Raw genomic sequence first — 23,076 nt, forward strand, 5'->3', positions numbered from 1 at the left:
AAAAAGCCTTATCTTTGCACCAAATTTTGAAACCGCAATATGAGCAAATTAGTAATTGTAGGTACCGTTGCCTTTGACGCTATCGAAACACCTTTTGGAAAAACTGATAAGATCTTGGGTGGTGCTGCAACCTTTATAGGCTTGGCTGCATCCCAATTTAATGTAGATGCCGCAGTCGTTTCTGTTGTTGGCGGAGATTTTCCTAACGAATACTTAGACTTATTATCAAATAAAAATCTTGATATCTCTGGTGTTGAAATTGTAAAAGAGGGCAAAACCTTCTTTTGGAGTGGCAAATATCATAATGATATGAACACTCGTGATACTTTGGCAACAGAGCTTAACGTCCTTGCCGATTTCAATCCCGTGGTTCCGGAAGATTATAAAAACGCAGAGGTAGTCATGCTTGGCAACCTACATCCATTGGTACAAATGAGTGTTTTGGAACAAATGAACAAAAAACCAAAAATGGTCATTTTAGATACCATGAATTTTTGGATGGACTGTGCTTTGGACGAATTAAAAGCAGTCATCAATAAAGTGGATGTTATCACTATTAACGATGAAGAGGCCCGTCAGTTGACCGGAGAATACTCGCTTGTAGTGGCCGCACAAAAAATCCATAAGATGGGTCCAAAATATGTGGTTATTAAAAAAGGTGAGCATGGGGCCTTATTATTCCATAACGAAAACGTATTTTTTGCACCCGCCTTACCTTTGAAAGAGGTATTTGATCCAACTGGTGCCGGCGACACATTTGCTGGTGGATTTGCTGGATATTTGACAAAAACAGCGGATTATTCTTTTGAGAATATGAAAACTGCCGTTATTTACGGCTCTACTTTAGCGTCGTTTTGTGTCGAGAAATTCGGAACTGAGCGCATGCTACAACTCCAAGATAGAGAGGTATACCAACGATTGAATCAGTTTAAACAATTGACTAAATTTGAAATCATCCTTGAATAAGCAATAAGCTTGTAAAGAACGAATCGTCTAAACTAAAAATAAACAATTTTAATATGTCTTTTAATACCCCTTCTTGGAAACAAATAAAATTGAATTGACATAAAACCAACGCGCTCAAAATGAAGCGCGTTTTTTAATAACTTTAGTTTGTAATAATTTTTAACTTATTAAGACTAACCCTCAATAATCAGTAGCAAATTTAAAATTGAAAAAACCCAATGAGCGATGCGATTAAACATGAGTGCGGTATTGCACTCATCAGACTTTTAAAGCCTTTAGAATTTTATAAGGAAAAATACGGCAGTGCATTTTATGGTGTGAATAAAATGTATTTGATGATGGAAAAACAGCACAATCGCGGGCAGGATGGCGCTGGTTTTGCCAGTATCAAACTCGATACCGCACCAGGGGAACGATATATCAGTCGTGTACGCTCGATCGCCCAACAGCCCATTCAGGATATTTTTGGGCAAATCAATGAGCGCATCAATAAAGAGCTTACCGAGCATCCTGAATACACAGATGATGTAGCCCTACAAAAAAAGAACATCCCATACATAGGAGAGGTACTTTTGGGGCACGTACGCTACGGAACTTTCGGTAAAAATAGTGTTGAGAACGTCCATCCTTTTCTAAGACAGAACAACTGGATGCACAGAAACTTGATTGTTGCCGGAAACTTTAACATGACCAACGTGAATGAACTTTTTGAAGGTTTGGTTAGAATAGGGCAGCATCCGAAGGAAAAGGCGGACACTGTTACTATAATGGAGAAAATTGGTCATTTTTTGGATGATGCGGTAGCCAAAAAATACAAGCAATTGAAGCGTGAAGGATACAACAAAAACGAATGTTCACCATTGATTGCTGATCGACTCAACGTGGGTAAAATCTTGAAACGTTCTGCAAAAGATTGGGACGGTGGTTATGCCATAGCAGGACTTTTAGGACATGGCGACTCTTTTGTACTTCGTGATCCTGCCGGAATCAGACCTGCCTACTATTATAAAGACGATGAAATTGTGGTGGTTGCCTCTGAACGACCGGTCATCCAAACCGTATTTGATGTCAATTTTGAAGATGTAAAAGAATTAACACCTGGTCATGCCATTATCACCAAAAAATCAGGAGAAACAAGTATTAAGAAAATAGTTGAGCCCACTGAGCGCAAGGCCTGTTCTTTTGAACGGATCTATTTTTCACGAGGTAGTGATGCTGAAATTTATCAAGAACGAAAAACATTAGGCAAACTGCTCATGCCAAAAGTTTTGGAAGCTATCGATTTCGACACTAAAAACACGGTGTTTTCATATATTCCAAATACGGCTGAAACCTCCTTTTTTGGAATGATTGAAACTGTTGAAGACCATCTCAACAAAAAGAAAACTGAAGCCATTTTAAATGGTAACGGTGAGCTTTCTGCAGAAAAAGTTACACAAATCCTATCAGAGCGCCCTCGAATTGAGAAAATTGCGATTAAAGACGTTAAGCTTAGAACGTTTATTACAGAAGACAGTAGTAGAGATGATCTCGTGGCCCATGTTTATGATGTTACTTATGGCGTTATAAAGCAAACGGACAATTTGGTTATCATTGATGATAGTATTGTGCGTGGTACCACTTTAAGAAAGAGTATTATTAAAATGTTGGAAAGACTACACCCTAAGAAAATAATTGTAGTTTCTTCCGCCCCTCAAATCCGTTATCCCGATTGCTATGGTATTGATATGGCGAAACTTGAAGACCTCATTGCCTTTAGAGCCATGCTTGAATTATTGAAAGAAAACGATAAATATCATCTTATAGACGAGGTCTATAAAAAATGTTTAGAGCAGGTACATTTGGAAGACAAAGAGGTTAGAAATTTTGTGAAAGAACTCTATAACCAATTTACTGCTGAACAAATTTCAGACAAGATTGGTATGCTTATTTGTGATGACAGTGTCAAAACAGAAGTGAAGGCGATTTTTCAAACCATTGAAAACCTACATGTGGCGTGTCCTAAAAATTTGGGGGATTGGTATTTTACGGGAAACTATCCTACCGCTGGAGGAAATCGTGTTGTGAATAGAGCATTTATTAACTTTTACGAAGGAAATAATAAGCGTGCTTATTAGGTTTAAAAGAAGAGATCTAACCACTTTAGCTTGCAAAAAGCCGTTTTATCGGATATTTTGGTAATTCGTCTAAATTATATATCAAGTTGTTGAAATTCAATATACTTTAGTATCACCATAACATAAGTAGGTTAAGTTCATGGTAGATTTGGGGCAAAAAAAGGTAAACAACTGTTTACCTTTTTTTATGCCCTTTTTTATTTGGTATAAAGTTGAGCTTTAAGTTTATAGTAGGTCTCAATCAATTAAACACTTCAACTAACTGGATCCTATTTTAAGCATATTTTAGACGTAATTTACCCAAAGTTATCATTCAGCCCAATTTATTCGTAGTTTATCTAATAAATTGAACTATTCCATTGTAGTCGGCTTATATTTGTTCCACCATAACATAAGTAGGTTAAGTTTATGGTAGATTTGGGGCAAAAAAGGTGGACACTCGTCCACCTTTTTTCATTAATACCTGCGAAGGCAAGTACTTCGTATATCAATTGCCACCATAAAGTTCTCAAAAAACCACATTTCCAAATAAAAAAAAGCGAACCTTTTCAGATTCGCTTATATTGCTATAGTATTAAAAAACCTACAAGGTTTTGCAAAACCTTGCAGATTGATTTTCCTTTTGCAAGGAAGTTTTAAGTCTTATTTCGCTTCTGCGTAACGTCTTTCAACCTCATTCCAATTGATCACATTAAAAAATGCATCGATATAATCAGGTCGTCTATTTTGATATTTCAAATAGTAGGCGTGCTCCCACACATCCAATCCTAAAATTGGTGTTCCACCGCAACCAACTCCTGGCATCAACGGATTATCTTGGTTTGGTGTTGAGCAGATTTCTACTTTGCCCCCTTTGTGTACACATAGCCAAGCCCATCCTGAGCCAAATTGCGTTGCAGCAGCCTTACTGAACTCATCTTTAAAAGCGTCAACTGAATCATACGCTGATTCAATAGCATCTTTTAACTCTCCAGACAAACGTCCTTTGTCTTCTGGATTCATTATTTCCCAGAATAAGGAATGATTGTAAAATCCGCCGCCATTATTTCTGACGGCTTTTTTATCCATGTCTAAATTGATCAAGATATTCTCAATAGTTTTTCCTGCCAAATCAGTTCCTTCAATAGCATTATTTAAATTATTGGTGTATCCCTGATGATGTTTTGAGTGATGGATCTCCATTGTTTTAGCGTCAATATGAGGCTCTAAAGCATCATATGCATATTTTAATTTCGGTAATTCGAAAGCCATAGTGTTTTTTGTTTTTAAGTGTTAATATTTATTCAACCCAAATTTAAGCATAAAACCGTGCATTAAAAAATATTAAATGCTTCGTGTTTAAGCGTTAAGAAAAGTTTAACGTTGGATGGGAGTCGTTACTAAATATGGAGGATCTTTGAAAAGAACAAATTATCCTAATTAAATCAGGGATAGTTTTTATCTTGTATAAAAAAATGAAATAATAATGGAAGTCAAACATCCTTTCTTGATATATAATGCTTCAGCAGGTAGCGGTAAAACCTTCACATTAGTAAAAGTGTATTTAAAAATACTGTTCACCTCCAATCAGCAAAATGGATTTAAAAACATTTTGGCTCTAACTTTTACCAATAAGGCCGTGGCTGAAATGAAAGAACGTATTGTAGAAATGCTAATTGTCTTTTCTAATCCAGATATTTTAGAAAACCCAACACCAATGTTCGGGATGCTTACTGAAGAGCTACAAATGGATTCTAAAATACTACACCAAAAGTCGCAACACATTCTAAATACTATTGCCCATAATTATGCGGCATTTGATATTTCTACAATTGATAAATTCAACCATCGCCTTATAAGAACTTTTGCCCATGACTTGAAGCTTCCCCTTAATTTTGAGGTCGAATTGGACACCAAAACAATTCTTGCAAAAGCGGTCGATCAACTTATTGATAAAGCCGGAACCGAAAAAGAGCTCACTAAAATACTCGTTGATTTTGCCATCGAAAAGGCTGATGACGATAAAAGCTGGGATGTATCCTTCGATTTTAATCAAATAGCACAACTGCTCATCAATGAAAATGATATTCCATATTTTGAAGATTTAAAGGATAAGTCTATTGAAGATTTCAAAGCACTAAAAGCACAACTTCTCAAACAAATTGTTCTTATAGAAACTGATATAAGTAAAAAAGGACAGGAGGCATTAGACCTTATTGTGCAAAACGGCTTGGAATTCAACAATTTTTCAAGCAGCTATTTACCTAAACATTTTTTAAAATTAGCCGAAGGCAACTCCAATGTCAATCTCGATCAGCTCACCTGGCAAAAAGATTTATTGGAAGGAAATCCGCTCTATCCCAAGCGCGTGGACACCCTTAAAATGACGCTTATAGACCGTCTTCAGCCAATATTAAGTACCTTGTTTCAAAAGAGCAAAGAAAGCATTGTTCAATTTAGATTTCTTAAAAATGTTCTTAACAATATAACACCACTATCTGTTTTAAATGCCATTTACAACAGCCTTCAAGACATAAAAATTGACGAAGATCTCGTCCTAATCTCAGAATTCAATTCTCTTATAAATACTGAAATAAAGCTGCAGCCCGCCCCATTTATCTACGAACGGATTGGCGAAAAATACAGACATTATTTTATTGATGAATTTCAGGACACATCGGTAAAACAATGGGAAAACCTTATTCCATTAATCGACAATGCCCTATCAGCCCAAAATTTAAAAGGTGAAGCGGGCACAACAATGCTGGTGGGCGACGCCAAACAAGCTATTTACCGATGGCGTGGCGGAAAAGCCGAACAATTCATAGACCTATACACCAAACGGACACAACCATTTCACATTGAACAGCAGATTGATAATTTACCTACTAATTACAGAAGCCTAGAGACAATTGTAAAATTCAACAACAATTTCTTTAAACACCTCTCTACTTTTGCTTTTTCCAATCCATCACACCAAAAAATCTATGAGGCCAGTCATCAAAACCTTCATTTGACAGGTGACGGCTATGTTGAACTTTCATTTTTAGAATTTGAATCTGAGGATAAGGATGACACTTACGGTCAAAAAGTTTTGGAAGCGATTCAAAAAGCCCTGGAAAACTCGTTTGAGCTTCGGGATATTTGCATCATTGCCCGAAAATCAAAAGAAGGTATTGCACTTGCTGAATACTTGAGCAAGAAAGGGATACCTATTATATCTTCAGAATCTCTTTTACTTAAGAATTCACCTGAGGTACAGTTTCTAACCAGTATCATTGCATTAGCATCCCAACCCTATAATCAGATGTTGAAGATAGAAGCTTTGAGTTATTTGGCTGAACATCACTTTCAATTGGAAGATAAACATCAGTTTTTTCAAAATCTTGTTCATTTGGACGCTTTTGAAATGTTCAAAGGACTGAATAGATACGACTTGTTTTTCGATTTTAATCAATTCTTACAACAGCCTTTTTACGAAGCTGTGGAAAGTGCGGTTAGGCAATTCAATTTAAATAAGACCTCAAATGCCTACATTCAATTTTTTCTGGATGAAGTTTTAGATTATTCGCAGAGGTATAACGCAGGATTTTCAGATTTCACCTCGCATTGGGACATCAAAAAGGAAAAACTTTCCATCACCTCTCCAAAAGGCAATAACGCCGTACAGATTATGACCATCCATAAATCTAAAGGCCTAGAATTTCCAGTTGTAATTTTTCCTTATGCCAACCAGAATATTTATTTTGATATGTCTCCAAAATTGTGGTTTCCCGTGCATTCGGAGTCCTTCCATGGCTTTTCAAATGTGTTTATCAATGTCAATAAAGATTTGGAAGACTTAGGAACCTTAGGTCAAACTATGTACGCCGACTACAAAGCACAATTAGAATTGGACAGCATGAACCTCTTATATGTAGTCCTCACCCGTGCTGTGGAACAGCTCTATATTGTATCAGAATATGATGTGGATAAAAAAAACAATGAAAAGCTAAGTGCATATTCGGGCTTGTTTATCAATTATCTGAAATCGGTAGGGCTGTATACTGACTCAGAAAAGACCTATTCTTTTGGGCAGCCAACTCGGGTACTTCCAGCTGAGCCAGTTGAAAAAGCTAATATTCAAGAGCGCTTTATTTCTGTCGCCAAAGAAAATCATGATCTCCACATCGTTACCAATGCCGGTTACCTATGGGATACAGAGCAAGAAGCTGCTATTGAAAAAGGAAATTTAGTGCATTTAATTCTGTCTAAGGTTAAAACCAAAGACGACCTTGACTTGGTTTTTGAAGATTTTGAAAATTCTGGAGATCTTAATTCGCAACAAAGCGCTGAACTTAAACCTATAATAAACAATATTGTCCATCATGAGCAACTAAAGGCATTTTTCATGCCCGGGCTTACCGTTTATAACGAAAGAGATATTTTAACATCAGGGGGGCTAATATCCAGACCAGACCGGATAGTGCTCAATAATCAAAATGAAGCTGTTATTATAGATTACAAAACAGGTTCAGAACGGCCAACCCATCAAAACCAAATTATGGCCTATCAGGTTATTCTTGAAGAAATGGGCTATAATATCGTCAAAAGAATACTTGTCTACATTAATAGCGACATTCACATAAAAGAATTTTAACTTTGTATAAAACTCAAATTATTATGTACGGTAAAATACAACAACATTTACAAAAAGAACTTGAAGACATTAAAGAAGCGGGGCTTTATAAAGAAGAGCGCATCATCACGTCACCTCAAGGTGCGGAAATAACCCTTAGCACAGGGCAAACTGTTCTAAACTTTTGTGCTAATAATTATTTAGGGCTTTCTTCCCATCCTGAGGTGGTTCAAGCCGCTAAGGACACTTTAGATAGTCATGGATTTGGCATGTCTTCAGTACGATTTATTTGTGGTACTCAAGACATCCATAAAACATTGGAGGAGAAAATAGCTGAATTTTATGGCACAGAAGATACCATACTCTACGCCGCGGCTTTTGATGCCAACGGTGGTGTTTTTGAACCTCTATTGGGCGCCGAAGATGCTATTATATCCGATTCTTTAAATCACGCCTCTATTATTGATGGTGTTAGATTATGTAAGGCGGCACGTTATCGTTACCAAAACAACGATATGGACGATCTGGAAAAGCAACTTATTGCTGCCAATGAGAATGGTGCACGCTTTAAAATTATAGTAACCGATGGTGTGTTTTCTATGGACGGATTGTTAGCGCCTTTAGATGAGATTTGCGATTTGGCTGATAAATATGACGCCATGGTCATGATTGACGAATGCCACGCCACTGGATTTATTGGAGAAACAGGACGTGGTACCTTAGAGGAAAAAGGCGTGATGGATCGTATAGACATTATTACGGGAACATTAGGCAAAGCTATGGGCGGTGCCATGGGTGGTTATACTACAGGAAAAAAGGAAATCATCCAAATGCTACGTCAGCGCTCACGACCTTATCTGTTTTCAAACTCGCTTGCGCCAGCCATTGTAGGTGCATCTATTAAAGTGTTTGAAATGCTGACCAACGACACTTCGTTAAAAGATCAGCTGACCAAAAACACCAAGTATTTCAAAGAGGCCATGCAGAAAGCCGGATTTGATATTATTGATGGTGATTCAGCCATAGTTCCGGTGATGCTTTACGACGCCAAATTATCCCAGAAAATGGCAGAAATGCTCCTTGAGGAAGATATTTATGTCATCGGATTCTTTTTTCCTGTTGTACCCAAGGATAAAGCCCGAATTAGAGTGCAATTATCAGCAGCGCACACTCAAGAACATTTGGACAAGGCCATCGCTGCTTTCATTAAAGTTGGAAAAGCGTTGAATATTATTTAAAATAAGTTCAAACACGCCTATTTTAAGGCAATTATTCAATATTTTTATACATTTGTCTTTGTTAATAACGTTTAACAACTTATTTTTGCTCTTAATTAACACTTAAAAATTAAATTATTAGAATATGAAAAATCTTAGCAGATTATTTTTCGCTATGTTGCTTCTATTTAGCTTTAGCAACGCCAACGCACAAGACGAAAACAACCCTTGGGCAATTGGGGTTGGCGTAAACGCAGTTGACTTTTACCCAACGGGTGAAGACGGACAAGGTGGTATCTTTGATCAGTATTTCAATTTTGGAGATCATTACAACGTCTTACCTTCATTATCTTCAATTTCTGTTTCTCGATACTTATCAGACGGGTTTTCATTGACTGCTGCTGGTACTATCAACGAAATTAGCAAAATAGGTGATACTTCAGCTGATGATTTATCTTACTACGCTTTAGACGGTACAGTAAAATATAGCTTTGCTAATGCAATTAACTCAAAAGTAATTGAGCCTTACTTAGGTGTAGGTGGTGGTTACACTTGGGTTGACGACATTGGAGCTGGTACCTTAAACGGAACCTTAGGTTTCAATTTATGGTTTTCTGATAACATTGGTGTAACAGTTCAATCTGCTTACAAACATGCTTTTGAAGATTACTTAGCGACACATTTCCAACACACAGTTGGTTTAGCACTTAAATTTGGTGGCGTAGACACTGATGGAGATGGCATTTACGATAAAGATGATGCTTGTCCAGACGTTCCTGGTTTACCAGAATTCAATGGTTGTCCTGATTCTGACGGTGATGGTATCGAAGATTCAAAAGATGACTGTCCAGACGTTCCTGGTTTAGCTGAATTCAACGGCTGTCCTGATACTGATGGTGACGGTGTTCCAGATCATTTAGATGACTGTCCAGATGTTGCTGGTTTAAAATCATTGAAAGGCTGTCCTGATGCTGATGGTGACGGTGTTCCAGATCATTTAGACGAGTGTCCTAACGAAGCTGGTCCTGCCGCTAACAAAGGATGCCCATGGCCAGATAGAGATGGAGACGGTGTGTTAGACAAAGATGATAAGTGTCCAGATGTTCCTGGTACTGTTGCAAACCACGGTTGTCCTGAGGTGAAGCCTACAGAAGAGCACATGAAGCAATTGAATGAGTATGCAAGAACTATCTTATTTGATACTGGTAAAGCTACTTTCAAGAAAGAGTCTCAACAGACTTTAGAAGCTATGAACGCTATCTTCAAAGAGTTCCCAGAAGCTACTTTCGTACTTGAAGGATATACTGACAGTACAGGTAACAAGAGATCAAACCAATTGTTGTCAGAGAGAAGAGCTAATGCTGTAAAAGATTGGTTAATCGCTAACGGCATTAACAGAGATCGTTTGACTTCTAAAGGATACGGTGTAGAAAATCCAATTGACACTAACAAAACTGCTGCTGGTAGAGCCAACAACAGACGTGTTGAAGTAAAACTTACAAACTAAGTTTTATAAACTATAAATATTTTATAAAAACGCTCCGATATTCGGGGCGTTTTTTATTTTTATACCATGAGGAGTTTTTTACAAGAAGTTATAGACGACATCCAAAAGAAAGAGCAGGATATTTCGCAGCTCACTTTTATTCTACCAAGCAAAAGAGCAGGTACATTTTTAAAGGACATCCTTTCCCATAGCATTAAACAAACGCTATTTGCACCCGATATTTTATCTATTGAAGAATTTGTTGAAGGTCTTTCTCATTTGAGTTATGCCAGTAATACAGAACTTCTTTTTGAATTTTACCTCGTTTACAAAAAGCTCACTTCAGAACCTCAACAAGAAACTTTTGATCAGTTCTCAAAATGGGGACAGCTGCTGCTTCAGGATTTCAATGAAATAGATCGGTACCTAATAGATCCAGATCATATCTTTGATTATCTGAAATCCATTAAAGAAATCAATCATTGGTCTTTATCCGAAGAGCAAACCCCATATATCAAAAACTATTTAGCCTTCTGGAATCGTCTTAAAGTATATTATAAAGCATTCCGGGAAGCCCTAATTCAGAATAAAAAAGGATATCAAGGCTTGGTCTATAAAGAAGCTGTTAATGGCGTTACACCTTACGTATTGTCCAACCCAGGTAAAAAACATATTTTTATTGGTTTTAATGCCCTAAATAAGGCTGAAGAGCATATTATCCAAGAATTACTGCAACAGGATCTTGCAAGCATCTATTGGGATATTGATACAACTTTTATAAACAATCCAATTCACGATGCAGGTTTATTTATTAGGCAGCATCTAAAGTCTTGGCGGTATTTTGAAACCAATGACATGCGTTGGATTGGCGATAATTATCGTACTGAAAAGAACATCCATACCATTGCCGTTCCAAAAAACATTGGTCAAGTAAAGTATATTGGACAATTATTGGACAGCTTGCCCATGTCTGATTTGAAGAAAACAGCGGTTGTTTTAGGTGATGAAACGCTTTTAATGCCTTTACTCAACTCAATTCCTCAAAAAGTGGAAGCCATTAATATTACCATGGGGCTACCACTTAAATCAGTACCGTTGGCTTCGTTATTTGACTTAGTGTTCAAGATTCAGAAAAACCACGACAACAGATTATATTATAAAGACGTTGTAGCAGTTTTATCACACGCCTCCATTCAGTCCGTTTTAACCGATGAGACGATCAATTATGGCAATCAGATTATAAATCATATCCAGAGCAACAATATTGTCACTATATCGGTTGAAAAACTGAAAGCCCTTGCAGGGACAAAGCACGAGATTGTGGGCCTTCTTTTCCAATCGTGGGAAAATAATTCTGATAAGGCTTTCACTAATCTCCTTCAGCTCATTTTAACCCTAAAGGCACATCTGGATATAGAAAAAACTAAAAACCTCTTAGCGCTTGAATATCTTTATAGGTTCAATCAAATATTCAACGAATTACAACACTATAACACTAAATACAACTTCATCAGCAATAGCACTACCCTTTACCACCTCTATAAAGAGTTATTGGGTAATGAAACTTTAGATTTTAAAGGCGAACCTCTACAAGGACTTCAAATTATGGGCATGTTGGAGTCTCGTGTATTGGACTTTGAAACCGTCATTATCTCATCCGTTAATGAAGGTATTCTTCCGGCAGGTAAAAGCTCTAATTCCTTTATCCCTTATGATGTGAAGCTTGAAAACGGTCTCCCCACCTTTAAAGAAAAGGATGCCGTTTATACTTATCACTTTTACCGACTGTTGCAGCGGGCAAAAAATGTTTATGTCATTTATAACACAGAGCCTGATGTACTAAATGGTGGCGAAAAAAGTCGTTTTATAACCCAACTTCAGGTTGAAAATCTCCATAATATAAAACATAGCATCATCGTACCGAAAGTTGAGGTTGCCCAAAAGCTACCTAAGGTTATAAAGAAAACGGCGGGGATCATGACCAGGCTGCAAGAGATTGCCAACTCCGGATTTTCACCTTCATCATTAACGAATTACATCAGAAATCCGTTAGATTTCTACTATCAAAAGGTTTTGAGAATTCAGAGTTTTGAGGATGTTGAAGAAACTGTAGCCGCAAATACTATGGGGAGTGTCATCCATCAGACCTTAGAGGATTTCTATACCCCATATAAAGGACAGCTGTTGACCGAAGCAGATTTAGAGAAAATGAAAACGCTCATTAATGGCAGCGTCACGCATCATTTTAAGGAGTTTTATAAGGAAGGTGATATGACCAAAGGCAAGAACCTCATTATTCTTGAAGTTGCCAAACGTTATATTTCAAATTTCATCAATAAGGAACTAGAAACCTTGAAAGCAGGACATGAAATTAAGATTATAGATTTGGAGAAAGAACTCGACATCGCAGTAGAGGTTCCTGAATTGGATTTTAAGGTACGTTTAAAGGGCACCGTAGATCGAATTGATGAATTTAATGGTACCCTCAGGATTATTGATTATAAAACAGGTAAAGTTAACCAGGGACAGGTAGAGATTGTAGATTGGGAAGACATTACCTTAGATTATAATAAGTACAGTAAAAGTTTTCAGGTTTTGGCCTATGCCTACATGCTAAGTGAGACAGAGCATTTATCGAACCCCGTTGAAGCCGGTGTTATTTCTTTTAAGAATCTTCAAGGTGATTATTTTTTAAAGTTTGGTAAAAAATCCGCAGCGAGAAGTAGAGATAAAGATCAAACAATCACGAAAGACACCTTGGACCATTTTTACGAAGAGCTTAAAAAATTGATTTTGGAAATTTGCGACCCTGAAATCGATTTTATCGAAAAGGATGTGGATTAACAAAGTCATTTGAAAAATTACTATTTTCAAAACTTATAAAATCAAAAAAGCAACGCTTTCGCATTGCTTTTTTTGTGGAGAAGATCGGGCTCGAACCGACGACCTCTTGGCTGCCAGCCAAGCGCTCTAGCCAACTGAGCTACATCCCCAAATTATTTTTACGCCACTTCCTTCCTGCAGAAGATTTGGAGTTTTTTAGTATACTTTTACTAAGTGGCAAACTTAAAATATTTTTTTCTTTTTTAACAACTTTTCTGATACTATATTTCTATCCGTTCAGTCTTCTTGATGAAATCCATTTAAAATCAACTATTCATTCTAAATAATCTTCTCTATTTTTGCCAATTCTTAAGCATTGTTAACATTATCTCCCTCTAATTAAATTCAAAGTTTATCAAGAATGATTCGCAAGGCCACCTCATCAGACATCGAAGCTATTTTATTATTGACAAAGGCTTGTGCCCAGTTCATGATATCCAAAGGCATCTATCAATGGAATGAACATTATCCAAATGCCTCAGCCTTTCAAAAAGATATCGCAAGAGACGAACTCTTTGTCATGATTGATGGTAACGTCATTATTGGTACGATTGTGATTTCTTCGTTTATGGACGAAGAATATCACGCTGTAAAATGGCTCACACCTAATAATAACAATCTATATATTCATCGATTGGCCATACACCCTGACCATCAAGGACGCGGATTTGCACAAAAATTAATGCAATTTGCTGAAAGCTATGGAAGAACCGAAGGCTACGATTCCATCAGGTTGGATACTTTTTCTCAAAATCAGAGAAATCAAACTTTTTATGAACGTCGCCATTACACCCGTGTAGGAGCCATTTATTTTCCTATGCAAAGTGAACATCCGTTTTACTGTTACGAACTTCTCTTATGAATTTAACAATCCATTTAAACAAAATCAATCATATCCTATTTTCCCCTTGAAATGTCCGAGCTAAAATTGTAAGCTAGTTTTATCCTGTTTACTTTATGGATAACTGCCAAAGGTTTGCCACTGATCATAAAATTCAGATAACTTTTCTTGCCATCCGAACAAAACGTTTAACTTTGGCAGTACCTATCGCGATAACATTTATGGAAGTACTCGAATTTTTAAGTGGTAACGGCTTATTTCTAATATTAGCCATTGTATTGGTTGTCATTTATGTCTACAACCGACGAAAAAACAAGTAATTTATCGGGTTTTTAACCAACCGGTAATACTCAATCTTTCGGTATTGACCGGTTTAACCTCATGTTCAATAATCTGACTTTCAAAAATAACCACACGACCTGGAAAAGGATAAATAACCTTCTCCATCTCCTTGCCATCACCATCCAAATACAACACCAATTCGCCACCATTTTCTGGCAGCCACCCCGATTCATTCAAATAACACACAAATGAAAGCTTGCGTCTATCATCATTATTGAACGTGTCAATATGACGTTTATAAAAAGTACCTGTCGGATATAGCGCATAGTGAAATTCCTTATGAAGAATTCCTAAAAAACAAGTTTTGTTAAGATAATCGACCAGGCTATTAATTTTATCAAAAAATAGTTTTTCAGCACTATTGGCTTGGGACTCATCAATCCATAAAATAACATCGCCTCGAATGGATTTTACAATAACTTCATTGACCCTATTCCCTATTGCCGCTTTTTTAAAAGCATTCTCCTCATGCTTATCCACTAATGATTGTCTAAGCACTTCAACCTCATCATCATTAAAGAAATCTTCAACAATGGCATACTTGTGCGTAACGATATCGTCAATAATCCTTTCATATAAAGGATTTTCAACAAAAGGAATGTCCTGAAAAATAGAGTTCATCATATATTGGAATTAAGAGTTTGAGGCACAAATGAATACAAGCAATAATTGGCCAAATATAGTCTAAAAAGGGATTCCTTTTTACAAATTGAATATCTTTGCGCTAAATTGAGGGTATATGAGCAAAATTCGAATTACAAAACAATTTTCTTTTGAAACAGGTCACGCCTTATATGGCTATGACGGCAAATGTAAAAATGTTCATGGACACAGTTATAAGCTGTCTGTTACGGTTATTGGAACTCCAATCAGCAATGTTGAAAATGCTAAGTTCGGAATGGTGATTGATTTTTCAGATTTGAAAAAAATTGTAAAGGACGAAATCGTTGATGTTTTTGACCATGCCACGGTATTCAATAAAAATACGCCTCATGTAGAGTTGGCCGAAATGTTAAAAGTTAGAGGCCACAGCGTGCTTTTGGTAGACTATCAACCAACCAGTGAAATGATGGTGATTGATTTTGCCGAAAAAATTAAAAAACATTTACCAGATGCCATTCAACTTCATTCCTTAAAACTTCAGGAAACTGACACTAGTTTTGCGGAATGGTATGCGAGTGATAATTAGACAGTGGTAGTTAATAGGTAGGAAATTATTTCTATGAGAATATGATTTCTGTTTTAATGAAAAAATTTTTAAGTAGACATGCTTCCACCAGACCCGTTTTTAAATCGTGAGATGGACTTAGTTAAACCTAAAGGTTTCCTGCCTGCGCAGAAATTTAAAATAGCTGATTAATGAATATTCCAAAAGGGAAAAAAGTATATTTTGCTTCTGACAACCATTTAGGAGCTCCTACAAAAGAAGAATCGTTTCCGAGAGAAAAGAAATTCGTAGCTTGGCTTGATGAAATCAAACACGATGCCGCGGCCATATTTCTGCTGGGAGATCTGTTTGATTTTTGGTTTGAATACAAAACCGTTGTGCCAAAAGGATTTACAAGAACCTTAGGCAAGCTTGCTGAAATAAGTGATTCTGGAATTCCCATTTACTATTTTGTGGGCAATCATGATTTATGGATGCACGGCTACTTTGAAGAAGAACTTAATATTGATGTTTTTCATAAACCGAAAGAGTTTACCTTTAACGATAAGTCTTTTTTTATTGGGCATGGTGATGGTTTGGGGCCACATGACAAGGGCTACAAGCGCATGAAAAAAATATTTACCAATCCGTTTTTTAAGTGGTGTTTCAGATGGCTGCATCCCGATTTAGGGGTCAAGCTTGCCCAATATATGTCGGTCAAAAACAAATTGATCTCGGGCGATGACGATGCCAAATTTTTAGGTGAGGACAAAGAATGGCTGGTACAGTATGCCAAACGGAAGTTAGAAGAAAAGCACCGCGACTATTTTATATTTGGTCATCGACATCTTCCATTGGAGGTTAAATTAAATGACCACTCCTCCTATATCAATCTTGGTGATTGGATTCAATATTATACTTACGGAGTTTTTAATGGGGAGAACATGGAGTTGAAGAGGTATTAATTTTCTTTTCCATGCGCTTCTATATCCTTACGTAAATCTAATTTTCTAAACGATGGGGAGACAAGACCTGTGGTCACCACCGTTAAGATGGTCATTGTACCTCCAAAAACAACGGCTGTCACGGTTCCCATAAGCTTTGCTGTCAAACCGCTTTCAAAAGCTCCAAGTTCATTGGAGGAGCCTACAAATATCGAATTTACAGATGCCACACGTCCACGCATATGATCTGGTGTTTTCAATTGTAAAATAGTTTGGCGGATGACCATTGATACGCCATCCGTAACACCACTAAAGAAAAGCGCTGTTACGGATATCCAGAATACAGAAGATAAGCCAAACACAATGATACTCACTCCAAAACCAAAAATGGCCATCAATAGTTTCATACCAGCATTTTTACTGATTGGGATATAAGCCGTAATCAACATGGTTAAAAACGCACCAACCGCAGGGGCCGCCCTTAACACCCCAAAACCTTCCGAGCCCACTTTTAGGATATCCTGTGCAAATATGGGCAACAGAGCTACAGCGCCTCCAAAAAGCACGGCCACCATGTCTAAGGTCAAGGCGCCTAATATTGCTTTGGTTTTGAATACAAATCTGACACCTTCCTTAAGGCTATCCATAACGGGTTCGCCAATTTTTGGATTTAAGATTGGTTTCCTTGAAATACGAAGTAAATTGATTAAAGCCAAGAGTGCAAAGGCCATGATTAAGCACATAGACCAATGGACGCCAATCCAACTGATACTGAAACCTGCCAAAGCGGGGCCAAGAACAGATGCCATTTGCCATGTTGAGCTACTCCAGGTGGCAGCATTTGGATATAATTGTTTTGGAACAATCAAGGCAATCAACGAAAATACGGTTGGTCCTATAAACGCTCTGACCAGTCCGCCGCAAAACACCAAGAAGTAAATACTATAAAGGATTTGATTGGTGGACCAGTCTCCTACAATCCTTGGCCAGGTCAGTAGAAACAATCCAAGGCTGATGACTGAAAACCCTAAAATACATTTGATAAGAAGTCCTCTTTTTTCTTTTTGGTCAACAATATGCCCAGCAAATAGCGCAATTCCTACAGCTGGAATAATTTCCATCAAACCAATTAATCCAAGGGACCATGGATCTTTAGTTATGGAATATACCTCCCATTCAATGACGATAAATTGCATGGACCACGCAAAAACCAACGCGAAACGTACCACTAAGAAAATATTGAACTCCTTAATCCGAAGTGCAGCGTAGGGATCTTTTTTGATTGGTTTTTGTGGCATAGATATCAGGCCCTTATGAGTAGTGTATGGTTAATCTTAAAAAAGATTTAATTTGAATACAAATGTAAAGCATCAGGCGTTTTTATTTTAGATTTTTCTTAAATTCTAAAATGACAGATATCCTAATTAGGGATTTTTGAAATCAAACCTGCAAGTTGTCAGACTTAAAAGGTTTCATACCTACAGGCAGGTCGGGAAAATATCATATTTTGTGCAGATTATGCTTTGATATCCCTTAATTTCAATTGTAGACTTACCCGACCTTGCCAATGGTTTTCATCAATGGAATAGACGGCTTTAAATGGTTTTTTGTCAGCAATCAAATCATATTTATCACCAAGATTAAAACCAATACCCACCATATTCTGTGAATTACCTTGTCTGGCCGTAATTCTTAAATGTTTGTCTTCGGCACCCACACATTTTCCATATCCAGTATCCTGCAAGTTCTCGGTCATAAAAACGGGTGCCATATTACCCGGCCCAAAAGGAGCAAACTGTTTCAGAATCCGGTAAAATCTTGGAGTAATGTCTTTAAAATCTATTTGACTATCCACTCGGATCTCTGGAGTCAATAAAGATCGATCTATCGTTTTTGACACCTCATCTTCAAAGGCCTGTTTAAAGGCTTCATAATTTTCTTCTTTAAGCGTTAAACCCGCGGCGTATTTATGTCCTCCAAACTGTTCAATATGCGCACTGCACGCTTCCAAGGCATTGTACACATCAAACCCAGATACCGATCGAGCCGAGGCTGCCAACCAATCTCCACTTCTAGTAAATACCAAGGTTGGCCTATAATACGTTTCAATCAATCGTGACGCCACAATACCAATAACACCTTTATGCCACGAGTCATGATAAACCACTGAAGTAAGTCGGTCTTGCTCCTTGAATACCTCAATTTGTTGCAAAGCTTCTTGGGTTATTCGTTGATCGGCTTCTTTTCTATCGGTGTTGAACTGCTCGATTTCTTGGGCGTAAGTTTGCGCAAGCACTTTATCATCTTCCGTTAATAAAGTCACAGCGTGATTGCCGTGCTTCATACGGCCTGCCGCATTGATCCGTGGTGCTATGATAAAAACCACGTCGGTAATGGTCAATTCGGATTTCTTGGTTTGCTCGATAATCGCTTTAATTCCAGCACGCGGATTTCCATTAATCACTTGCAATCCAAAATACGCCAAGGTTCTATTTTCACCTGTAATAGGAACAATATCAGCGCCAATAGCCGTAGCCACTAAATCAAGATATTCGGTTAAGTCTTCAATGGATTTACCTTCTCTGGAAGCCAAGGCTTGAATCAATTTAAAACCCACGCCACAGCCGCACAATTCGTCATAAGGATACGCACAATCCGTACGTTTTGGATCTAAAACAGCAACGGCAGCCGGAAGTTCAGCACCCGGTCGATGGTGGTCGCATATAATAAAATCAATGCGTTTATCTTTTGCGTAGGCAACCTTATCAACTGCCTTTATTCCACAATCGAGCGCTATGATCAGCGTAAAATCGTTGTCATGAGCAAAGTCTATTCCCTTTATAGATACGCCATAACCTTCATCATAACGATCAGGAATATACGTGGCAACCGTATCTGTTCTTGTTTTTAGATAAGAAGACATCAAGGCTACCGCCGTTGTACCATCTACATCATAATCGCCAAAAACCAAAATATTCTCGCCATCATTGATTGCTTTTTCAATACGATGGACTGCCTTGTCCATATCCTTCATTAAAAAAGGATTATGCAGCTCATCCAAACGCGGTCTAAAAAACCGCCTGGCCTCCTCAAAAGTCTCAATACCACGTTGAAGCAACAACGAGGCGATAGAAGGCTCCACCTGAAGGGCTTCAGATAATTGCTTTATTTTGGATGGCTCTGGTTTTGGTTTTAGTGTCCAACGCATTTTATACTTTCGTGTATCAGGTTAAACATATTTCAGATTTGAAAGGGTCTCAGACCTGACAGTCCCGATATCTGTCAGGGTTATCAAGTCTTTATTCAATTTTACTTATTGTGATAATGGATCGAAGTATTTACTTTGGCAAATCTTCTAAACATTTCCATGACACCGCAGTATTTTTCTATGGATAAATCAACCGCCTTTTTAATTTTGCCCTCATCTAAGTTTTTTCCATAAAAATGATATTCTACAGACACTGTATGATAATATCTTGGGTGTTCTTCGGTCAATTCGCCATAAGTATCCATCCTGAAGTCAGAAACAGTAACTTTCATTTTATTGAGGACAGACACCACATCAAGCCCTGAACAGCCAGCAAGTGACGCAAGCATCATCGCTTTTGGGCGCAGCCCCGAATTATAGCCGCCATGTTCTGCGGAGGTATCCATAAGCAGGGTTTTTCCGCTAGGGTTATCAGATTCAAATTGTGAATTTCCTTTCCAATGCGTGATGACTTTATCTTCCATTTTTTATCAATTTTAAATTAGGAAATATTCCAAAATTAGACATACTTCCTCGGTTATATTCATTCACCCAAAAATACTATTAAATATCAAGATTACCCCTTAAGAATATTGAGATATCAAGACCATCAAAAAACAATGGCATATTACCAAAAGCTATACAAACAATTCGAAAAACAACCTAAGAGGTTCTTCTAACAAAGCATAGATTTATAATCAGATAAGAGTGGCGCAGATTTAAAAGGTATGAATCTCAAATTATTTATGAGCCAATGCTGTGTATTCAGGATGCATTAAGTTAACAGGACTAAGTATTAAGTCCAACTCCTGTTCTGACAGTAACTCTTTTTCAAGAACAATTTGGCGTATGGTTTTACCTGTTGCTATGGCCTCCTTTCCAATTAAGTCACCCATATGGTGTCCAATATATGGGCATAGAAATGTAATCAATCCTACCGAATTATAGACCATTTCTTTTGTTTTGGCCTCGTTTGCCGTGATTCCTGAAATACAGTTATCAGCAAGCGAAACACAAGCATTGGAGAGCAGCTCTATAGATTCAAAAACGCATTGTGCAATAACAGGCTCCATGACATTTAATTGCAATTGCCCAGCTTCTGCTGCAAAAGATACGGTCACATCATTTCCAATGACTTTAAAACAGATCTGATTGACCACTTCTGGAATAACCGGATTGACTTTGGCTGGCATGATAGATGATCCTGCCTGCATTTCCGGCAAATTGATCTCTTGAAAACCACAGCGAGGGCCTGAAGACATCAGTCTTAAATCATTGCAAATTTTAGACAACTTAACTGCTGTTCTTTTTAACCCTCCAGAAATCATCACATAGTCGCCACAGTCAAAAGAGGCTTCAATTAAATTTTCGGCCTCAACAAAACTTGCCTTGGTAAATTTAGCCAAATAGCCAACAGAAAGTTTGGAGAAACCATTTGGAGCGTTGACCCGTGTACCAATCGCCGTCCCTCCCAAGTTTACCGGCAGAATGATGTCGCGGCACATTTTCAACATTTTGGTTTCCTCTTTTAAATTTGCAGCCCATGCCGAAAACTCATCCCCTAAAGACATGGGTACGGCGTCCTGTAGTTGAGTCCTGCCCATTTTTAAAACTTTCTTGAACTCGGTCCCTTTAATGTCTAAACGCGTCGTAAGAAGATTGATTTTTTCCAATAAATGGTTCATATAGTAATATATGGCAACTCTGAGACCTGTAGGATACGCGCAGTTGGTAGATTGTGATTTGTTGACATGATCATTTGGATGTAAAACATCATAACGGCCTTTATCATAGCCATTCATTTCAAGAGCTACATTGGCAATGACTTCATTAGCGTTCATATTCACCGACGTACCAGCACCGCCTTGAAACATATCGGTAGGAAAATATTTTGTATAGGAATCTAAGTTGGCCAAAATTTCATCACAGGCATCAATTATCATATCCGCTTTGTCAGCAGCTATTGTTCCAATCTCCTTATTGGCGTAAGCACTGGCTTTTTTTGTTACAATCAAACCTTTAATAAATAAAGGGTAATCGAAAATTTTAGATTTTGAAATCTTAAAATTATTGATGGCTCTTTGGGTATGAATTCCATAATATAGGTCATCATTAATTTCTAATTCACCAATTAAATCCTCTTCTATTCTGGTTTTCATTATATTCTGTATTATCATATTTTTACTATGGTTTTCAGTCAAAAGCGCAATAAACACTATTCATCTCACTGCCAATCAATTACACATAGCCTGACTTACTTTAAACGCTATTAATCAAGTTTTTATATTTGTATTTTCAATCATATATACAGTGACGAAAAACAAAGAAAACGCTAAAACTACTGAATAAAACTCAATTCACAATACTGATTGAACAAAGGAAAATATGCCAAATGGACCGAGATTTAGCAATCCTCATTTATCAATATTCAAACTGTTAATTTTAAAAATGAAGGAGCCAATTATATGTTTTTGACAATTTCTTAGGGTTTTTGACACAAAGATTTAGTGAAAATGAAATGAAGACAAAAAAAAACGCTTTAAGGAAGGATTAATTTGGAAATTTAGCCCCTAATAAAGACTGTTTTTTCCTGGACTATATAAAGGTGTAGATAATTAATAGAATAATAAATATGCACCATGGTATTACTGAGAAACTTATAAAAAGCTAAGACTTTTATTGACTTTAAATAGCAATCTTATTTATTCAAGATCGTTTTTATGGAGTTTTGCAGCTGAGACACAACCTCCTCTTCAAACCAAGGGTTTCGGGTCAACCAAAACCGATTGCGAGGTGATGGGTGTGGTAATGGAAAATATTTGGGCAAGTACTCCTGATAATTTGCAACGGTTTCGGTCAGGGTTTTCTTGGCCTCTTTCTTTAAATAGTACTTTTGAGCATACATCCCTATTAAAAGCAGCAATTCCACATTTGGCATAAATTCCAGAAGTTGATCGTGCCATTGCGGTGCGCATTCTGGTCGCGGTGGCAAATCGCCACCTTTACCTCTCCCAGGATAACAAAATCCCATCGGCATAATGGCAAAGTTTTTTTCGTCATAAAACTCTTCAACACTTACATCCAGCCATTTACGTAATTGTTTACCACTGGCATCATCCCAGGGTATTCCAGAAGCGTGAACCTTTGTACCCGGCGCTTGACCAATAATTATGATTTTTGAATCTTGATGTGCAGTGACTACAGGTCTTGGTCCTAATGGCAGATGAGCTTTGCAGATACTGCAGTCTCTTATGGTGTGAAGTAAATCTTGCATTGCCATGTAATTACT

Annotated in this window: 17 protein-coding genes and 1 tRNA gene; 10 read left to right on the forward strand and 8 right to left on the reverse strand. The window is 37.4% G+C overall.

Annotated elements, in window-relative coordinates; genetic code table 11:
- Window positions 1-39: 39 nt before the first annotated feature.
- Window positions 40-966, forward strand: a complete 927-nt coding sequence (locus tag H3Z82_RS03645) for a PfkB family carbohydrate kinase (protein ID WP_182202571.1) — start codon at window positions 40-42, stop codon at window positions 964-966.
- 218 nt (window positions 967-1,184) lie between these two features.
- Window positions 1,185-3,083: an amidophosphoribosyltransferase gene (locus tag H3Z82_RS03650; RefSeq protein ID WP_182202574.1), complete on the forward strand. Its 1,899-nt coding sequence runs from the start codon at window positions 1,185-1,187 to the stop codon at window positions 3,081-3,083.
- Between the two features lie 642 nt (window positions 3,084-3,725).
- Here the strand turns inward: H3Z82_RS03650 and H3Z82_RS03655 are convergent.
- Entirely contained in the window at window positions 3,726-4,334 is a 609-nt protein-coding gene (locus tag H3Z82_RS03655; protein WP_182202576.1) for a superoxide dismutase, read from the reverse strand.
- Window positions 4,335-4,548: 214 nt separating this feature from the next.
- Here H3Z82_RS03655 and H3Z82_RS03660 point away from each other — a divergent pair, with 214 nt between their 5' ends.
- The 4 genes from H3Z82_RS03660 (at window position 4,549) to H3Z82_RS03675 (ending at window position 13,227) form a co-directional block, all read left to right on the forward strand.
- Window positions 4,549-7,701, forward strand: a complete 3,153-nt coding sequence (locus H3Z82_RS03660; RefSeq protein ID WP_182202579.1) for a UvrD-helicase domain-containing protein — start codon at window positions 4,549-4,551, stop codon at window positions 7,699-7,701.
- 23 nt (window positions 7,702-7,724) lie between these two features.
- Window positions 7,725-8,918 (forward strand): glycine C-acetyltransferase, encoded by a 1,194-nt coding sequence (kbl, locus tag H3Z82_RS03665; protein ID WP_182202582.1) that lies wholly within the window; start codon window positions 7,725-7,727, stop codon window positions 8,916-8,918.
- Window positions 8,919-9,042: 124 nt separating this feature from the next.
- Window positions 9,043-10,404 carry an OmpA family protein gene (locus tag H3Z82_RS03670; protein WP_182202585.1) on the forward strand — a complete coding sequence of 454 codons (1,362 nt, stop codon included), beginning with the start codon at window positions 9,043-9,045 and terminating at the stop codon, window positions 10,402-10,404.
- 66 nt (window positions 10,405-10,470) lie between these two features.
- The gene (locus H3Z82_RS03675) at window positions 10,471-13,227 is read left to right on the forward strand and encodes a PD-(D/E)XK nuclease family protein (RefSeq protein WP_182202587.1); all 2,757 of its coding nucleotides are present in this window, start codon (window positions 10,471-10,473) and stop codon (window positions 13,225-13,227) included.
- Between the two features lie 75 nt (window positions 13,228-13,302).
- On the opposite strand, the gene H3Z82_RS03680 is transcribed toward H3Z82_RS03675, so the two are convergent.
- Window positions 13,303-13,376, reverse strand: a tRNA-Ala gene (locus H3Z82_RS03680).
- 251 nt (window positions 13,377-13,627) lie between these two features.
- Between H3Z82_RS03680 and H3Z82_RS03685 the strand changes: the two genes are divergently transcribed.
- Both H3Z82_RS03685 and H3Z82_RS19715 read left to right on the forward strand, forming a co-directional pair.
- Window positions 13,628-14,128, forward strand: a complete 501-nt coding sequence (locus H3Z82_RS03685; RefSeq protein ID WP_182202590.1) for a GNAT family N-acetyltransferase — start codon at window positions 13,628-13,630, stop codon at window positions 14,126-14,128.
- Window positions 14,129-14,301: 173 nt separating this feature from the next.
- Window positions 14,302-14,427, forward strand: a complete 126-nt coding sequence (locus H3Z82_RS19715; protein ID WP_262890678.1) for a hypothetical protein — start codon at window positions 14,302-14,304, stop codon at window positions 14,425-14,427.
- 1 nt (window position 14,428) lies between these two features.
- Here the strand turns inward: H3Z82_RS19715 and H3Z82_RS03690 are convergent, their stop codons facing one another.
- Window positions 14,429-15,070 carry a 2OG-Fe(II) oxygenase gene (locus tag H3Z82_RS03690; protein ID WP_182203014.1) on the reverse strand — a complete coding sequence of 214 codons (642 nt, stop codon included), beginning with the start codon at window positions 15,068-15,070 and terminating at the stop codon, window positions 14,429-14,431.
- A 118-nt stretch (window positions 15,071-15,188) separates the two neighbouring features.
- On the opposite strand from H3Z82_RS03690, the gene H3Z82_RS03695 reads away from it, so the two are divergent.
- On the forward strand, window positions 15,189-15,638 hold the full coding sequence (locus H3Z82_RS03695; RefSeq protein WP_182202593.1) for a 6-pyruvoyl trahydropterin synthase family protein: 450 nt from the start codon (window positions 15,189-15,191) through the stop codon (window positions 15,636-15,638).
- A 170-nt stretch (window positions 15,639-15,808) separates the two neighbouring features.
- Window positions 15,809-16,561: a UDP-2,3-diacylglucosamine diphosphatase gene (locus H3Z82_RS03700; RefSeq protein WP_182202595.1), complete on the forward strand. Its 753-nt coding sequence runs from the start codon at window positions 15,809-15,811 to the stop codon at window positions 16,559-16,561.
- On the opposite strand, the gene H3Z82_RS03705 is transcribed toward H3Z82_RS03700, so the two are convergent.
- The 5 genes from H3Z82_RS03705 to H3Z82_RS03725 all read right to left on the reverse strand — a co-directional run bounded on the left by H3Z82_RS03705 (window position 16,558) and on the right by H3Z82_RS03725 (window position 23,061).
- Entirely contained in the window at window positions 16,558-17,838 is a 1,281-nt protein-coding gene (locus H3Z82_RS03705) for an MFS transporter (protein WP_182202598.1), read from the reverse strand. The genes H3Z82_RS03700 and H3Z82_RS03705 overlap by 4 nt on opposite strands.
- 218 nt (window positions 17,839-18,056) lie before the next feature.
- Window positions 18,057-19,748 (reverse strand): single-stranded-DNA-specific exonuclease RecJ, encoded by a 1,692-nt coding sequence (gene recJ, locus H3Z82_RS03710; protein ID WP_182202600.1) that lies wholly within the window; start codon window positions 19,746-19,748, stop codon window positions 18,057-18,059.
- Window positions 19,749-19,849: 101 nt separating this feature from the next.
- Window positions 19,850-20,272 (reverse strand): OsmC family protein, encoded by a 423-nt coding sequence (locus tag H3Z82_RS03715; protein WP_182202603.1) that lies wholly within the window; start codon window positions 20,270-20,272, stop codon window positions 19,850-19,852.
- A 255-nt stretch (window positions 20,273-20,527) separates the two neighbouring features.
- Window positions 20,528-21,949: an aspartate ammonia-lyase gene (aspA, locus tag H3Z82_RS03720; protein ID WP_317172423.1), complete on the reverse strand. Its 1,422-nt coding sequence runs from the start codon at window positions 21,947-21,949 to the stop codon at window positions 20,528-20,530.
- A gap of 536 nt (window positions 21,950-22,485) precedes the next feature.
- Window positions 22,486-23,061, reverse strand: coding sequence for a uracil-DNA glycosylase family protein (locus H3Z82_RS03725; protein ID WP_182202608.1), 576 nt, complete (start codon window positions 23,059-23,061; stop codon window positions 22,486-22,488).
- Window positions 23,062-23,076: the final 15 nt, after the last annotated feature.

This window comes from Gelidibacter maritimus, assembly GCF_014062315.1.
GTDB lineage: Bacteria > Bacteroidota > Bacteroidia > Flavobacteriales > Flavobacteriaceae > Gelidibacter > Gelidibacter maritimus.

Bases quoted from the DNA above. Each gene is read 5' to 3' on its own strand.
- H3Z82_RS03645 (WP_182202571.1), top strand. From the start codon at position 40: ATGAGCAAATTAGTAATTGTAGGTACCGTTGCCTTTGACGCTATCGAA.
- H3Z82_RS03650 (WP_182202574.1), top strand. From the start codon at position 1,185: ATGAGCGATGCGATTAAACATGAGTGCGGTATTGCACTCATCAGACTT.
- H3Z82_RS03655 (WP_182202576.1), bottom strand. From the start codon at position 4,334: ATGGCTTTCGAATTACCGAAATTAAAATATGCATATGATGCTTTAGAG.
- H3Z82_RS03660 (WP_182202579.1), top strand. From the start codon at position 4,549: ATGGAAGTCAAACATCCTTTCTTGATATATAATGCTTCAGCAGGTAGC.
- kbl (WP_182202582.1), top strand. From the start codon at position 7,725: ATGTACGGTAAAATACAACAACATTTACAAAAAGAACTTGAAGACATT.
- H3Z82_RS03670 (WP_182202585.1), top strand. From the start codon at position 9,043: ATGAAAAATCTTAGCAGATTATTTTTCGCTATGTTGCTTCTATTTAGC.
- H3Z82_RS03675 (WP_182202587.1), top strand. From the start codon at position 10,471: ATGAGGAGTTTTTTACAAGAAGTTATAGACGACATCCAAAAGAAAGAG.
- H3Z82_RS03685 (WP_182202590.1), top strand. From the start codon at position 13,628: ATGATTCGCAAGGCCACCTCATCAGACATCGAAGCTATTTTATTATTG.
- H3Z82_RS03690 (WP_182203014.1), bottom strand. From the start codon at position 15,070: ATGAACTCTATTTTTCAGGACATTCCTTTTGTTGAAAATCCTTTATAT.
- H3Z82_RS03695 (WP_182202593.1), top strand. From the start codon at position 15,189: ATGAGCAAAATTCGAATTACAAAACAATTTTCTTTTGAAACAGGTCAC.
- H3Z82_RS03700 (WP_182202595.1), top strand. From the start codon at position 15,809: ATGAATATTCCAAAAGGGAAAAAAGTATATTTTGCTTCTGACAACCAT.
- H3Z82_RS03705 (WP_182202598.1), bottom strand. From the start codon at position 17,838: ATGCCACAAAAACCAATCAAAAAAGATCCCTACGCTGCACTTCGGATT.
- recJ (WP_182202600.1), bottom strand. From the start codon at position 19,748: ATGCGTTGGACACTAAAACCAAAACCAGAGCCATCCAAAATAAAGCAA.
- H3Z82_RS03715 (WP_182202603.1), bottom strand. From the start codon at position 20,272: ATGGAAGATAAAGTCATCACGCATTGGAAAGGAAATTCACAATTTGAA.
- H3Z82_RS03725 (WP_182202608.1), bottom strand. From the start codon at position 23,061: ATGCAAGATTTACTTCACACCATAAGAGACTGCAGTATCTGCAAAGCT.